Here is a 12,694-nt window from a genome sequence, read left to right on the forward strand (position 1 = left end):
AAGTACATGCGTAGCTCTGAAGGCCGGGAAACCGCGTTCAACAACCATCTGAAACCAAGTGCCGGTGTTTGCAGGCGAATGGCGCTGGCTGGCAGCATCGCCGGTCTGCTCTGCGCCTGTTCGTCGCTGAGCCCAGACATTGGCGGACCGGTGCCGACGCCCACGACCGCACGCGCCTCGGTCGAGGGTCGCAATCTCCCGGCCTCCACGGCAGCCGCAGCAGCTCCCGCCAACCAAGTCGCCGGGATGGAAGACAAGGACGATCGAATCAGAAAAGCGCGAAGCGAGCTCGCCAGACATCAAGCCGAGCCTGCCCTGGCAATCTTTACCAGCGTGCTCACCTCGGACCCCGAGAACATTCCGGCGCTCAACGGCCTCGGAGTGGCTCTCGACATGCTCGGCCGCCATGACGAAGCTCAGACAGCCTATCGTCAGGTGCTCGCAATCGCCCCCGCCGACATGATCGCAAGCAACAATCTGGGCCTGTCGCTTACCTTGACGGGCCGGTACGCCGACGCGATGACGGTTCTGCGGCCGATCGCGCTCGGTGAGAGCGCCTCGCCTCGTGCACGCCAGAACCTCGTGATCGCTATGGCGCTGAGCGGAGATCGCGATGGCGCCGCCAAGCTTGCGCGGGTCGACCTTCGGGAAGAGGACGTGAGGCTCAATCTCGAGATGCTTTCGGCGATGCGGCGCTGACGATGGGACCGTTTCGAATTTCGCCATCCGCCTGGCTGACCTCGATCGTGGTGATCCTTACGATGCTGGTTCATTGCGCGCCGGCATCATCCAACGCGCGGCAACAGGTGCGAATCTACGCGTCTCAGGGCGAGATGCTGACCTTGCCCCGTCCGGCTTCCAAGGTCTTCGTCGCCGAGCCGGCTGTTGCGGACGTCCAGGTCGCGGCCGCCAACCGCGTCTTCGTTTTCGGCAAAAAGCCCGGCCGTACGACGCTCTTCGCGCTCGACGATTCCGGCGCGACCGTCGCGACGTTCCGGATTGCGATTGCCTATGACGAGAGTGATCTACGGCAGCTGCTGCGAGCTCAATTCGCAGACCTCGACGTCAGGCTGTCGCGGACGCCGCGCGGCGCGGTGCTGAGCGGGCTGGTGCCCAACGCCGACATCGCCGAGAAGGTCCGCTCCACCTGCGCGCAGTTCCTCGGCGAGGACGAGGTGCTGCTCAATCAGTTGAAGATAGGCGGTAGCACGCAGGTGAACCTGCGGGTCCGTATTGCCGAAGTCTCGCGCAACGCGGTGAAGCAACTCGGCGTCAACTGGGAGGCCGCAGGCTCGGCCGGTGGCTTCAGCTTTGGGCTCTCGTCGGCGGCCTCAGGGAGGATCAATACGCCGGCAAACGGCAGCTACAGTGTGACTGCCATCGTGGATGCGCTCGCTCAGGAGGGACTGGTTTCAATCCTGGCAGAACCGACGCTCACCGCTGTTTCGGGTCAGAAGGCGAACTTCCTGGCAGGCGGCGAATTTCCGATCCCCGTCGCCCAAGGGCTGGACCGCATCTCGATCGACTTTCGTCGCTACGGCGTGGGACTGGAGTTCACACCGACGGTACTCTCCGATCGTCTGGTCAACCTGCAGGTCAAGCCCGAGGTCAGCGAGCTCTCGAACGAAGGCGCCCTGATCATGAACGGCGCCCGCGTCCCGAGCCTGATTACCCGGCGGGCGGAGACCACAGTCGAGCTCGGCAGCGGGGAGAGCTTCGTAATCGCCGGACTGCTGCAGAACAAGTTCAACACCGGCCTGGACATGTTGCCGGGGCTGGGCGACCTGCCGGTACTGGGCGCTCTGTTCAGGTCGACACAGTTCCGGAAGAACGAATCCGAACTGATCATCATCGTCACGCCGACAATCGTTCGCCCGATCAGCGAATCGGCACGCATACCGGTCCCGACCGACTTCGTCGGGCCGCCTTCCGAGCTTGAGCGCATCATATTCGGCCGTCTTGGAACGACTCGCCCCGGGGCAGGCCCGATCGAGGTGCCGGTGCCGGGCCGGAGATTGCGTGGCGATGCCGGCTTCCTGATCGAATGACGGTCCTCCAAGGAGCGATAAACATGGCACCGATCAGAAGCGGCCTCGCCATTGCCCTCGCGGTGCTGGCTGCAGGCTGCGCTGTGGACCGGACGGCACCGCCACCGCAGCTCGCAGGTGAGACCGTTCATTACGTCTACGATGTACCTGCAGGACGCTGTTCTGCGGCGAGTTCCGGCGTCGAACACTTCGTGGCCGCGACGGCGAATGGCCGCCCTGAAAGCGTCCGTGCCTGGATCGAAGGACCGCCGGGGCCATGCACGGCGGCGATCGAGCATTCCATCATCCGAGCCGGCGTGGATCGCTCCCACGTCAGGCACGACGTTGCCTCGGCAGTGCACCACGCGACGCGTGTTCACATCGATCGCCTGCTCATCAGCTCCGTTCGCTGCCATCTGTCGGATGGCTTCAATCGCGGCATCTTCGCCGACAATGATGCCGATCCGGCCCTCGGCTGCAGCACGGCTGCGGCCTTTGGCGGCATGGTTGCGGATCCGGAGGATCTTCAAGCCGGAAAAGGACGTAGCCGCGCGGAAGGGGAACCGGCCACCCGCGCGGTCGCGAATTTGCGCGGGGAGCAACCAACCCGTGCCGAACCAACCGGCGAGGACCACCCGCAGACCACGGCTCATCCCGCGCAATGATTGTTCAAGCCGGAGAGCTCAGCCAGTCGCCATTCCGACCTGGAGAAACTTCAGCGTCGCACGTTGCTCAAGGATAAAGCGGAAGCGATGGTGCCGTTGATCCGCAGATTTCTTGATCGCAAGCCCTCGGAGAGCTCTAATATTTTCCTGCGAAAGAGGTCGGGGGCGAAGTATCCAGAGGAGGTACGCCTCCGACTTCCACTTGAAGACGCGGTCGGGTTCGAGACAGCGGATCTCGACGTCGCAGCGTCACGGCGCGTTGGCTCAGCTATCAAGTTGTCCGTGTTGGATTACGCGGCTAAGTCGCTCTCTCCATCGGTCTCTTCGAGTTCGCTGCACGAAGACGTCGCTCCCCCCCAAAGGACTCTTTTTCGAGCCTGTCCGCGGCGACATAGATGACATCGGCTTTTGCAGCGGCCTGGATCGGGCTTTGACGCAGCGACCGCCGCGCCACGACATCGTCCCTTACAATCACATGTGTTCGGACCGCTTCTTCTCTTTTCGGCCGGACGAGAGCGGCAGCGCACTGGGCAGCGTCGAGGTGAAGGAGGCACTGGTCTACGATCAGTACATGCGCGGCGACATCGACTTCACGGGCTTCAGGGTGACCATCTCGCTACGAGAGCAGGCCTGCCAAGCCTATCTGAGTCACGTCGGCATGCGGCAACCTGAGCTGCGCGATCGCGAGTCCCGGGATGGCCGCCTTCTCTTCCGCATCCCCTCGCGTCCTTTCGCGTTTCCCATGCCGCGCGGAAACTCCGATCCGTGGACGTTCGGAAAACGGGTGGTCGACCCATTGCAGGCGATCGCCCGGTTCGCCTTCGACGAGATCGAAATCCAACTGCTGCGTGACGACCGAGGCCGCCGCGTGACCATGGGCGAGGCTGCGTGCGACAGAGATCCCGGCTGGCACGCGCCCTTGCGTCTGCGGGCCTGACGCGCAGCGCGCCTCAGCCGCGCACCACGCCGGCCCGCGACTTCAGGAACTCGCGCGCGACGATCAGCTTCTGCACTTCGGTCGCGCCTTCATAGATGCGCAGCGCGCGGATCTCGCGGTAGAGGCTCTCCACGATCTCGCCCTTGCGGACGCCGCGGCCGCCGAACATCTGCAGGGCACGGTCGATGACGCGCTGGGCGGTCTCGGTGGCCGTGAGCTTGGCCATCGCGGCCTCGCGCGTGGTCGGCAGCTTCTGCACGTCGCGGCGCCAGGCCGCGCGGTAGGTCAGGAGCGCGGCGGCATCGGTCTCGGTCGCCATCTCGCCGAACGCCGCCTGCGTCATCTGCAAGTCCGACAACGTGGCGCCGAACATCTTGCGGCTCTGCGCATGCGCCTGCGCCTCGTCGAGCGCGCGACGGCCGAAGCCGAGGGCGGCGGCCGCCACCGAGGCGCGGAAGATGTCGAGCGTCTGCATCGCCAGCTTGAAGCCGCCGCCGGGCGCGCCGAGCCGGCGGTTGGCCGGGATGCGGCAATTCTGCAGGCGGAGCGTCGCCAGGGGATGCGGTGCGATCACCTCGATGCGCTCGGCCACGGAGAACCCCGGATCGTCGGGAAACACGACGAAGGCGGAGATGCCGCGCGCGCCGGGCGCCTCGCCGGTGCGGGCGAACAGCGTGTAGACGTCGGCGATGCCGCCGTTGGAAATCCAGGTCTTCTCGCCATCGAGCACGCAAGTATCGCCGTCCAGCCGCGCCGCGCAGGCCATCGCGGCGACATCGGAGCCCGCCTCCTTCTCCGACAGCGCGAAGGCCGCGAGCCATTCGCCGGCGCGCACCTTGGGCAGCACACTGGCGCGCAGCTCCGGCGAGCCGCCGAGCGCGATGGCGCCGGAGCCCAGTCCCTGCATGGCGAAGGCGAAATCGGCGAGGCCGTCGGCATAAGCGAGCGTTTCGCGCGACAGGCAGATCGCGCGCGAGTCGATCGCGCCGGCATCCGCATCGGGCGCCACGACGGCGCTGTCGAGCAAGCCTGCGGCACCAAGCGCGCGCACGATCTTGCGGCAGGCGGTGTCAACGTCGTCGTGATCGACGTCGTCGAGGACGCCGGAGCCGACGAAGCGATCGAGCGCCTCGCACAGCCGATGATGCCGCGGCTCGAAGAACGGCCAGTCGAGCCAGTCGCGCGGGATGACCTTGGCCGATGCACTCATGATGGATCTGTCCGCCATATTATTTTAAGTATAAAATAATTGGCGATCGATCGGCTTGTCAAGGTTCCGGCAGCGTCATCCGCGACCCGCCGCGTCCGGTGCGCTTCACTCCGCCGCCTTGCCGAGCTTGCCGAACACGCGCGTCGGCGCCGGGAAGCCGCAGGAGGTGCCGTCGGTGATCTTGACATGATCCTCCCACGGCAACCGATAAGTGCCGGCGACCATGTCGTGCATGAAGGTGTAAGGGCAGTCCATCGCGCCACCTTTCACCGCGACATAGCCGCGGTGCCAGAGCTGGTAGATGTTGTTCTCGACGCCCCAGTTGATGCGAGCCTCGCGCACGAGATCGGGGCGCACCTCGGCGGTGATGATCTCGTCGGCGCGCCCCGTCGTGCCGTGCGCGATGATGCTGCCGTCGAAATTGACGATCATGCCCTCGCCCATCGAATCGAACGAGCCGTCGGAGCCGCACATGCAGACATTGGCCGTCACCATCAGGTTCTGGAACGCATTGGCCTGATTGGTGAAGCGCCAGCTGTCGCGGATCGGCGCGGTGTAGCCGGCGGTGCGAATCATGATTTCGGCGCCCTTGTAGGCGCATTCCCGCGCCATCTCCGGGAACATGCCGTCATGGCAGATGATGAGCGCGATCTTGGCGCCGCGCGGTCCCTCGATCACGGGTATGCCGAGATCGCCGGGCTCCCACGGCTCGACCGGAATCCACGGATGCAGCTTGCGGTAATACAGCTTGATGTCGCCGTGGTCGTCGATGATCAGACCCGAATTGTAGGGGTTGCCGTCGGGGTTGTGCTCCATGATCGAGAAGCAGCCCCAGATCTTGTTGTCGATGCAGGCCTGCCTGAACGCGGCGACCTCCGGCCCGTCGAGCCGGCACATGATCTCGGGATTGGTGTCCATCGACAGCCCGTGTAGCGAGTATTCCGGGAACACCACGAGATCCATGGTGCCGAGATTCCGCCGGGCCTTGCCGACCATCCAGACGATCTTCTCGGTCTGCCGCGCGAGGTCGTCCTTGCTCACAACGACCGGCAGCTGCAGCTGCACCAGGCCGATGACCACGCCGTTGTCGGATTTATTGAGACCGCCTAACCCGTTCATGCCGGACCTCCCTGGATGTCGCCACTGCTCGAGACGTTGCCCAAGACAACCACGATTTCACGAGAGCCGCGCGCCGATATTTCAGCCCGCCATTTGCCGCTTGCTGAGGCAGCGGTCGCCGGCGCTTCGGGAGTCAGACGACGGATGATCGTTGCAGGCGCGCTTGGAACCGCGTCAGCGCGCGGCCGAAAACGGCCGCCTCACCGGTTGCGCGCGCCAGCACCAGTGCACCCTGGATGCCGAGCACCACCTCCTCGGCGCCGTCGGCGGCCTGTGCCGCCGGCCAGCCGTCGCGGATCAGCGCATCGCGCAAGGCCTCGATCCAGCGTGTGAAGTAGCTGGCGATGGCGGCGGCGAAGCGATCCCGCGTCTCGTCGAGCGCGAACGCCCCGACGAGGCAGACGCGTCGGCCGGAACGGAAGTAGTCGTCGACGCCACTCCACATCCGCGCGATCGACTGCTCCGGCGGATCATCGCGCAGCGGCGCATAGATCTCGCGCTCGAACCAGGCGTCGACATGCGCCAGCACCGCCCGCCCCATCTCGTCCTTCCCGCCTGGAAAGAAGTGATAGAGGCTGCCTTTGCCCAATCCCGTCATCTCGGTGATCCGGCTGAGCGAGGTGCCCTCGAAGCCGAACTCGCGGAACACCTCGGCAATCAGCGGGATGACGTCGGCGCGCTCGTTGAGCGTCCGCATGGCTCTCCCTGCGTCAAAGTCCCAAGTCGGTCAGTCCGGGATGATCGTCCGGCCGGCGCCCGAGAGGCCAGTGGAATTTGCGATCGACCGCCTTGATCGGCAGGTCATTGATGCAGGCGTAACGGCGCTGCATCAGCCCCTGCGCGTCGAACTCCCAATTCTCGTTGCCGTAGGAGCGAAACCAGTTGCCGCTGTCGTCGTGCCACTCATAGGCGAAGCGCACCGCGATCCGGTTGTCGCCGTGGGCCCAGATTTCCTTGATCAGGCGGTAGTCGAGCTCCTTGGCCCATTTGCGGGAGAGGAAGGCGACGATCTCGGCGCGGCCGGTGATGAACTCGGCCCGATTCCGCCACCGGCTGTCGGGCGTGTAGACCAGCGACACGCGCTCGGGGTCGCGGCTGTTCCAGCCATCCTCGGCCATGCGCACCTTCTGGGTGGCGGTCTGCAGCGTGAACGGCGGGGCGAGAGAGCTCACGGGACATCTCCTTGTGTACTATATCGTACGGACTATACCGATCGGTACACACCGTCAACCCTCAGATGTCGAGCGGAGCTCCAGGCACAGGCTCGGCCGTGCGCAATCCGCGTCGACGCGCGAGGGCCTACTATCCCTGCGGTGCCCCTCTACCAAATGTGCGCGTCGCGACAGTCAGGACCCTTGTGTGCTCAACGGAAATTCGATGATCTGCTAAGGGAACCGACCGCGCCGCGGGGGCGACACGGTCCGTCGGCCACACTTTTGGGGATATCGGACATGTCGATGCTCACGCCGCATGGCGAGTGCCTGCTGTGGACACCTGAGCTGATCTGGGTGAACACGGTGTCCGACATCCTCATCTCCTTCGCCTTCTTCACCATCGCGTTCGTGCTCGCCTTCATCGTCTATCGCCGCCGCGACTTTCAGTTCAGCTACATCTTCTGGGCCTTCGCGCTGTGGGTGTCCGTCTGCGGGCTGACACGGCTGATCGAGGTGCTCACGATCTGGGTTCCGGCCTACAGCCTGGAGGCGGCGACCAAGGGCTTCCTGGCCTTCCTGTCGGTCGGCATCGCCGCCGCGCTGTTGCTGCTGCTGCCGCGGGTGCTGACGATGCCGTCCCGCGCCGAGCTGCGGAACGCCTATGCGCAGCTCGAGGAGGAGACGCGGCAACGGCGCAGTGCGGAAGCCATGGTCCGGCGGTTCCAGGAGATCGAGGCCACCGAAGCGCAGGTGCGGCAGGCGCAGAAGATGGAGGCGATCGGGCAGCTCACCGGCGGCGTCGCCCACGACTTCAACAACATCCTCACCGTGATCACCGGCACCATCGAGATCCTGGCCGAGGCGGTGAAGGACCGGCCGCAGCTGGTGCAGATCACCAGCCTGATCAACTCGGCGGCGGCGCGCGGCGCCGACCTGACGAAGCACCTGTTGGCGTTCGCCCGCCGCCAGCCGCTGCAGCCGCGCAGCGTCGACATCAACGGCATGGTGGTCGACACCGCGCGCCTGCTGCGCCGGACGCTCGGCGAGCAGATCGAGATCGAATCCATGCTGGCGCACGATTCGGCGCCGGCGATGATCGACCCCAGCCAGCTGTCGACCGCGATCCTGAACCTCGCGCTCAACGCGCGCGATGCCATGCCGAACGGCGGCAAGCTCACGCTGGAAACCAAGAACGTGCTGCTCGACGCCGCCTATGCGCGCATGAACCCGGAGGTGATCCCCGGCAACTACGTGATGATCGCGGTCAGCGACACCGGCGAGGGCATTCCCGCCAACCTGCTCGACAAGGTGTTCGAGCCGTTCTTCACCACCAAGGACGTCGGCAAGGGCGTCGGCCTCGGCCTCAGCATGGTCTACGGCTTCGTCAAGCAGTCCAACGGTCACATCAAGATCTACAGCGAGCCGGGGCACGGAACCTCGGTCAAGCTGTACCTGCCGCAGGCCAATGCCGATGCCGATGCGGCACTGTCGACCATCGGCGCCGAGGGCATGGAGCGCGGCGACGAGACGATCCTGATCGTCGAGGACGATTCGCTGGTGCGCGAATATGTCATCGCCCAGATCAAGCGGCTCGGTTACACGACGCTCGCGGCTAGCAAGGCCGACGAGGCGCTGGCGCTGATCGACAGCGCGACGCGGATCGATCTTTTGTTCACCGACATCATCATGCCCGGCGGAATGAACGGCCGCCAGCTCGCGATCGAGGCGCTGAAGCGGCGTCCCAGCCTCAAGGTGCTGTACACGTCGGGCTATACGGAGAACGCGATCGTTCACCACGGCCGCCTCGATGCCGGTGTGCTGCTGCTCACCAAGCCGTATCAGAGCGCCGATCTCGCACGCATGCTGCGGACCGCCCTGAACTCTTGACCGTGCGATGCGCGACGCATGATCCGGCCTGCAGGCGCGCGCGTTTCCGGGCCGGTGATGCGCACCTTCTTGCGGAGCTGAGGGACTTGAATGGCTGAGATGTTTTCACGCGGGCTGGCCGCCGTGCAGGCCTATGCGTCGGCCGATGACCCGCAGTCCGACATCGCCGCCAAGGTCGCGCTGATCATCGTCTCCAACCAGCCGTTCTATCCGCTCTATCTCCATGCTATCGTGGGCGCGGCGGCGTGGCCGGCCTGGCTGACGCTGCTCGCGACGCCATTGTTCGCCAGCGTGCCGATGCTCGCGCGGCGCAGTCCGTTCGCCGGCCGCGCCTTGATGGTCCTGACCGGCACGGCCAACACGGTGTTCTCCGTCAAGCTGTTCGGCGCGCAGAGCGGCGTCGAGCTGTTCCTGCTGCCTTGCGCCCTGCTCGGCGCGCTGCTGTTCCGGCCAGCGGAGCGCCTGATGTCGTTGCCTTTGCTGGGACTGCCATTCGTGTCCTATCTGCTGATCGATGCCCGCCTTGGCGCGCCGCTGATGAAGGTCGCCAACTCCAATTACGGGTCGCTCGTCGCAATCAACGCGACCAGCGTCGGCGCGCTGACGGCCCTGATCGGGATCCTCGCTGCTGGACGCATGGCGACGCAGTAAGGCGCAGCAGGCCCGCCTCGTCCCTGCTCAAGACTTCGACGCCCAGATCGGCCCTGGCGCGCCGCCGCTGCTGCGGCGGCGCCACATCTGGTCGTAGAGATCCTGCAGCGACCGGGCATAGGCGGCAGCGTCGAACAGCGGCGCGGCCGGCCGGTTGCGCCAGAGCCTGGCCTTGGCCGCCTGCAGCAGATCCGGCTCGGCGGCGAGCGTCAGCGCCACCGCCAGATAGTCGGCCTCGTCCGATGCAATGAGCTCGGGACATCCGACCGCATGTAACAGGCTGCCAGCCACCCGCGAGGCAAACGTATCCCCGGCGCAGCTGACGATCGGCACGCCGGCCCACAGCGCGTCGCTCGCCGTGGTGTGGGCGCCATAGGGCGCGGTGTCGAGCACGAGATCGGCGAGCTGGAGCCGGCGCAGATGCTCGCCTTGCGTCGTTTCCGGCGCGAACACCAGGCGACCGGGCGCCACGCCGCGCCGAAGCGCCTCGCCGCGCAGATTGCCCTCGGCCCGATCGGACGCCAGCAGCCACAGCACGCTGTCCGGCGTCGCATCGAGCAGGCGGCACCACAGGTCGAACACCGCGGGCGTGAACTTGTAGGCCTGGTTGAAGCAGCAGAACACGATGCCGGCGTCCGGCAGGCCGACCTCGGCACGGGTCGGCGCCGGGCCCAGCGCCGCCCGGCCGTGCGGCTGATACGAATGCGGCATGTAGGCAAAACTCTCCGAATAATCGGCCGCAACGGCCAGCGGCGTCATGAACGGATCGGTGATGATGTAGTCGCAGATGTCGCCGCCCAGCGTCCCGGGATAGCCGAGGAAATTCACCTGGACCGGCGCCGGATGCAGCATCAGGATTCCGGTCCGGGCGCCGCGCGTATAGCCCTTGAGGTCGACCAGAATATCGATCTGCGCGGCATGCACCGCGGCCGCGGCGGCGCTGTCGCTCAGCGCGGTCACATCATGGAAGCCGTCGAAGACGGCGTGCAGCCGGCCCCGCATGGCGCCGCGATCGTCGGCGCCGAACGAGAACGCATGCAGCTCGCAGCGATCGCGGTCATGCGCCTCGAGCGCTTCGATCAGCAGATGCGCCGTGGCGTGGTCGTGGAAGTCGTTTGAAAGGTATCCGACACGAAGCTTGTCGCGGAATGTCAGATCGAAGCCAAAATCCAGCCGCGCCCGCTCGGCGCTGCTGGCTGCGATCCGGTCGCGGGTCCACAGCTCGGAGCAAAGGCGATGCTCGCCGGCGCTCATGCCGGGTACCGATAGCAGCAGGAATGGCGGAATTTGCCCCGACCGCGCCTGCGCCAGCGACAGCCGGGCGTCGGTCGACGACCGGGCGAAATCGTCCCAGGCACACATGCCGCGGTCGCGCCCGAGCGATCTCATTCAGGTCCATCCATGGCGGAGCTGACATCAGACCCAGCAAGTCCTGCGCCAGACCCCGGCCTGCAGATGAAATGGAGACGCGCTGTGACAACTCCCTCACTGTCGCTCTGGCGCCGATCGCGCCGCGGGAATGACGCGCTGTGCCCGAAGAACTACGCGGCCGCCATCTGCCGGTGCGACGGCCGGTAGGAGGCCCCGTGATGGCCAATATTGTAGTTGATGTTCGCCGGCGGTTGCGACGGTGCCTGGCGAGCGACGAAATAATCCTCGAGCTCGGCGACCGCACGGCTTTCCCATTCGGCCGCCTGCGCCAGCAGCGAGTCGCGCTGATGTGGGCGAAATGCCGCAGTCTGGCGGTACAAGGAGGCGATGGTCCGATAGCGCCGCACGTTCTCGAGAACCGCTTCCCCATTCATCATCATGATGCTCTCCCCTCTCCGTCCCCCAGGACGCGCCGAAGGTGCACGCGCCCGATTTGCGAAATCGTTAGCGGGCAAGACCGCGTGCCCGGATGGTTGGCGAATCCTTGACTAACGCGGTGCGGCCGATTGTCCGCTTCGTCGAAACGGCTCGGTATCAGTTGACCGCCTCGTCGGATTTACAATGACTTAAGGTTAAGACCACACGCGCGGAAAGTGACGTCGTCACAGATACTTACGCTCACGAGTGTTGTAGTTGAACTACAGCCTAATCGGCCGAATTGTGAGAAAAGCTTGTCTCAATGTTGCTGATTTTGATTGAGGATTGTGACCGATGAAGACTCTTGCCTCAGCCGTCTCTTTGCTCCTCGCCAGCTCGCTCGGCGCATTCGCCGCGGATCTGCCGGCCCGCTACACCAAGGCTCCCCCTCCGGTCGCGATCTACAACTGGACCGGCTTCTACTTCGGCGGCAGCGTCGGCTACGGCTGGGGCCGGTCGAACTTGAACACGACGCTGGACCAGACCAGCAGCTGGGCGGTCGAGGGCGCCGCCTTCCAGAATGAGTTCGTCAACATCAGCAACAACCGGCTCAATCCGGCCGGCGTGCTCGGCGGTCTCCAGGCCGGCTACAACTGGCAGAGCGGCGCCGGCGTCTTCGGCATCGAGGCCGACATCAACGGATCGGACCTCAACAAGCGGACTGTCTACACGGCGGCCAACCCGCCCACGACCCGCACCTTCAACGAGAGCATCCGGAACGACTGGTTCATGACCCTGCGCGGCCGCGCCGGTTACGCGGTCGATACGACGCTGTTCTACGTCACTGGCGGTCTCGCGGTCGGCAATGTCAAGGGCAGCTGGGATCTGACCTCGGCAAACGGCTACACCAAGACCGCCTCGGCCAACGAGACCCGGGTCGGCTGGACCGTCGGCGCGGGTGTCGAGCATGCGTTCGCACCGAACTGGACCGTCAAGGCAGAGTATCTCTACACCGACCTCGGCAGCATCAACTACACCTCGGCCTACGTCCCGGGCAGCACCTTCGCCCCGCCCGGCTCGAACTACGTCGAGCGCCTGTCCCAGGACTTCTCATTCCACACGGTCCGGGTCGGCGTGAACTACAAGTTTGGCGGCCCGGCGGCCGCGCGCTACTGATCGCCGTCATCCATAGCGACGCCATTCAAGGAAGAGCCTCGGCCCAGTGCCGAGGCTTTTTTGTTAGGGTCGAGGGCGGG

General features: G+C 65.4%; 13 protein-coding genes. 7 read left to right on the forward strand and 6 right to left on the reverse strand.

Annotated features, from left to right (window positions below; all coding sequences use genetic code 11):
• Window positions 1-6: 6 nt before the first annotated feature.
• From ACQR1E_RS07245 to ACQR1E_RS07260, 4 genes are all read left to right on the forward strand, one after another.
• Entirely contained in the window at window positions 7-699 is a 693-nt protein-coding gene (locus tag ACQR1E_RS07245; RefSeq protein WP_315784312.1) for a tetratricopeptide repeat protein, read from the forward strand.
• 2 nt (window positions 700-701) lie between these two features.
• The gene (locus ACQR1E_RS07250) at window positions 702-2,048 is read left to right on the forward strand and encodes a type II and III secretion system protein family protein (RefSeq protein ID WP_315784314.1); all 1,347 of its coding nucleotides are present in this window, start codon (window positions 702-704) and stop codon (window positions 2,046-2,048) included.
• Window positions 2,049-2,071: 23 nt separating this feature from the next.
• A complete protein-coding gene (locus ACQR1E_RS07255; RefSeq protein WP_316166316.1) occupies window positions 2,072-2,692 on the forward strand; it encodes a hypothetical protein in 621 nt (206 codons plus the stop codon).
• A 430-nt stretch (window positions 2,693-3,122) separates the two neighbouring features.
• Window positions 3,123-3,629: a hypothetical protein gene (locus ACQR1E_RS07260; RefSeq protein WP_316166317.1), complete on the forward strand. Its 507-nt coding sequence runs from the start codon at window positions 3,123-3,125 to the stop codon at window positions 3,627-3,629.
• 13 nt (window positions 3,630-3,642) lie between these two features.
• Here ACQR1E_RS07260 and ACQR1E_RS07265 read toward each other — a convergent pair whose 3' ends face one another.
• From ACQR1E_RS07265 to ACQR1E_RS07280, 4 genes are all read right to left on the reverse strand, one after another.
• Window positions 3,643-4,839, reverse strand: coding sequence for an acyl-CoA dehydrogenase family protein (locus ACQR1E_RS07265; RefSeq protein ID WP_434896855.1), 1,197 nt, complete (start codon window positions 4,837-4,839; stop codon window positions 3,643-3,645).
• Window positions 4,840-4,944: 105 nt separating this feature from the next.
• A complete protein-coding gene (locus tag ACQR1E_RS07270; protein WP_316166319.1) occupies window positions 4,945-5,958 on the reverse strand; it encodes a formamidase in 1,014 nt (337 codons plus the stop codon).
• A gap of 133 nt (window positions 5,959-6,091) precedes the next feature.
• Window positions 6,092-6,655 carry a TetR/AcrR family transcriptional regulator gene (locus ACQR1E_RS07275; protein ID WP_316166320.1) on the reverse strand — a complete coding sequence of 188 codons (564 nt, stop codon included), beginning with the start codon at window positions 6,653-6,655 and terminating at the stop codon, window positions 6,092-6,094.
• Window positions 6,656-6,668: 13 nt separating this feature from the next.
• The gene (locus tag ACQR1E_RS07280; RefSeq protein WP_316226039.1) at window positions 6,669-7,130 is read right to left on the reverse strand and encodes a nuclear transport factor 2 family protein; all 462 of its coding nucleotides are present in this window, start codon (window positions 7,128-7,130) and stop codon (window positions 6,669-6,671) included.
• A gap of 279 nt (window positions 7,131-7,409) precedes the next feature.
• Between ACQR1E_RS07280 and ACQR1E_RS07285 the strand changes: the two genes are divergently transcribed.
• Together ACQR1E_RS07285 and ACQR1E_RS07290 are read left to right on the forward strand one after the other, a co-directional pair.
• Window positions 7,410-8,999: an ATP-binding protein gene (locus ACQR1E_RS07285; protein WP_315715052.1), complete on the forward strand. Its 1,590-nt coding sequence runs from the start codon at window positions 7,410-7,412 to the stop codon at window positions 8,997-8,999.
• A 90-nt stretch (window positions 9,000-9,089) separates the two neighbouring features.
• On the forward strand, window positions 9,090-9,650 hold the full coding sequence (locus ACQR1E_RS07290; RefSeq protein ID WP_434896856.1) for a hypothetical protein: 561 nt from the start codon (window positions 9,090-9,092) through the stop codon (window positions 9,648-9,650).
• A 27-nt stretch (window positions 9,651-9,677) separates the two neighbouring features.
• Here ACQR1E_RS07290 and ACQR1E_RS07295 read toward each other — a convergent pair whose 3' ends face one another.
• Window positions 9,678-11,039 (reverse strand): UDP-N-acetylglucosamine-peptide N-acetylglucosaminyltransferase, encoded by a 1,362-nt coding sequence (locus ACQR1E_RS07295; RefSeq protein ID WP_434896857.1) that lies wholly within the window; start codon window positions 11,037-11,039, stop codon window positions 9,678-9,680.
• Between the two features lie 152 nt (window positions 11,040-11,191).
• The gene (locus tag ACQR1E_RS07300; RefSeq protein WP_316166325.1) at window positions 11,192-11,461 is read right to left on the reverse strand and encodes a hypothetical protein; all 270 of its coding nucleotides are present in this window, start codon (window positions 11,459-11,461) and stop codon (window positions 11,192-11,194) included.
• A gap of 331 nt (window positions 11,462-11,792) precedes the next feature.
• Between ACQR1E_RS07300 and ACQR1E_RS07305 the strand changes: the two genes are divergently transcribed.
• Window positions 11,793-12,614 carry an outer membrane protein gene (locus ACQR1E_RS07305; protein WP_315715048.1) on the forward strand — a complete coding sequence of 274 codons (822 nt, stop codon included), beginning with the start codon at window positions 11,793-11,795 and terminating at the stop codon, window positions 12,612-12,614.
• Window positions 12,615-12,694 lie beyond the last annotated feature (80 nt).

The sequence above is a fragment of the Bradyrhizobium sp. HKCCYLRH1030 genome, assembly GCF_051168395.1.
In the GTDB taxonomy this organism is placed as follows: domain Bacteria; phylum Pseudomonadota; class Alphaproteobacteria; order Rhizobiales; family Xanthobacteraceae; genus Bradyrhizobium.

Coding starts and splice junctions, on each gene's coding strand:
- ACQR1E_RS07245 (WP_315784312.1), top strand. CDS start 7: ATGCGTAGCTCTGAAGGCCGGGAAACCGCGTTCAACAACCATCTGAAA.
- ACQR1E_RS07250 (WP_315784314.1), top strand. CDS start 702: ATGGGACCGTTTCGAATTTCGCCATCCGCCTGGCTGACCTCGATCGTG.
- ACQR1E_RS07255 (WP_316166316.1), top strand. CDS start 2,072: ATGGCACCGATCAGAAGCGGCCTCGCCATTGCCCTCGCGGTGCTGGCT.
- ACQR1E_RS07265 (WP_434896855.1), bottom strand. CDS start 4,839: ATGAGTGCATCGGCCAAGGTCATCCCGCGCGACTGGCTCGACTGGCCG.
- ACQR1E_RS07270 (WP_316166319.1), bottom strand. CDS start 5,958: ATGAACGGGTTAGGCGGTCTCAATAAATCCGACAACGGCGTGGTCATC.
- ACQR1E_RS07275 (WP_316166320.1), bottom strand. CDS start 6,655: ATGCGGACGCTCAACGAGCGCGCCGACGTCATCCCGCTGATTGCCGAG.
- ACQR1E_RS07285 (WP_315715052.1), top strand. CDS start 7,410: ATGTCGATGCTCACGCCGCATGGCGAGTGCCTGCTGTGGACACCTGAG.
- ACQR1E_RS07290 (WP_434896856.1), top strand. CDS start 9,090: ATGGCTGAGATGTTTTCACGCGGGCTGGCCGCCGTGCAGGCCTATGCG.
- ACQR1E_RS07295 (WP_434896857.1), bottom strand. CDS start 11,039: ATGAGATCGCTCGGGCGCGACCGCGGCATGTGTGCCTGGGACGATTTC.
- ACQR1E_RS07300 (WP_316166325.1), bottom strand. CDS start 11,461: ATGATGATGAATGGGGAAGCGGTTCTCGAGAACGTGCGGCGCTATCGG.
- ACQR1E_RS07305 (WP_315715048.1), top strand. CDS start 11,793: ATGAAGACTCTTGCCTCAGCCGTCTCTTTGCTCCTCGCCAGCTCGCTC.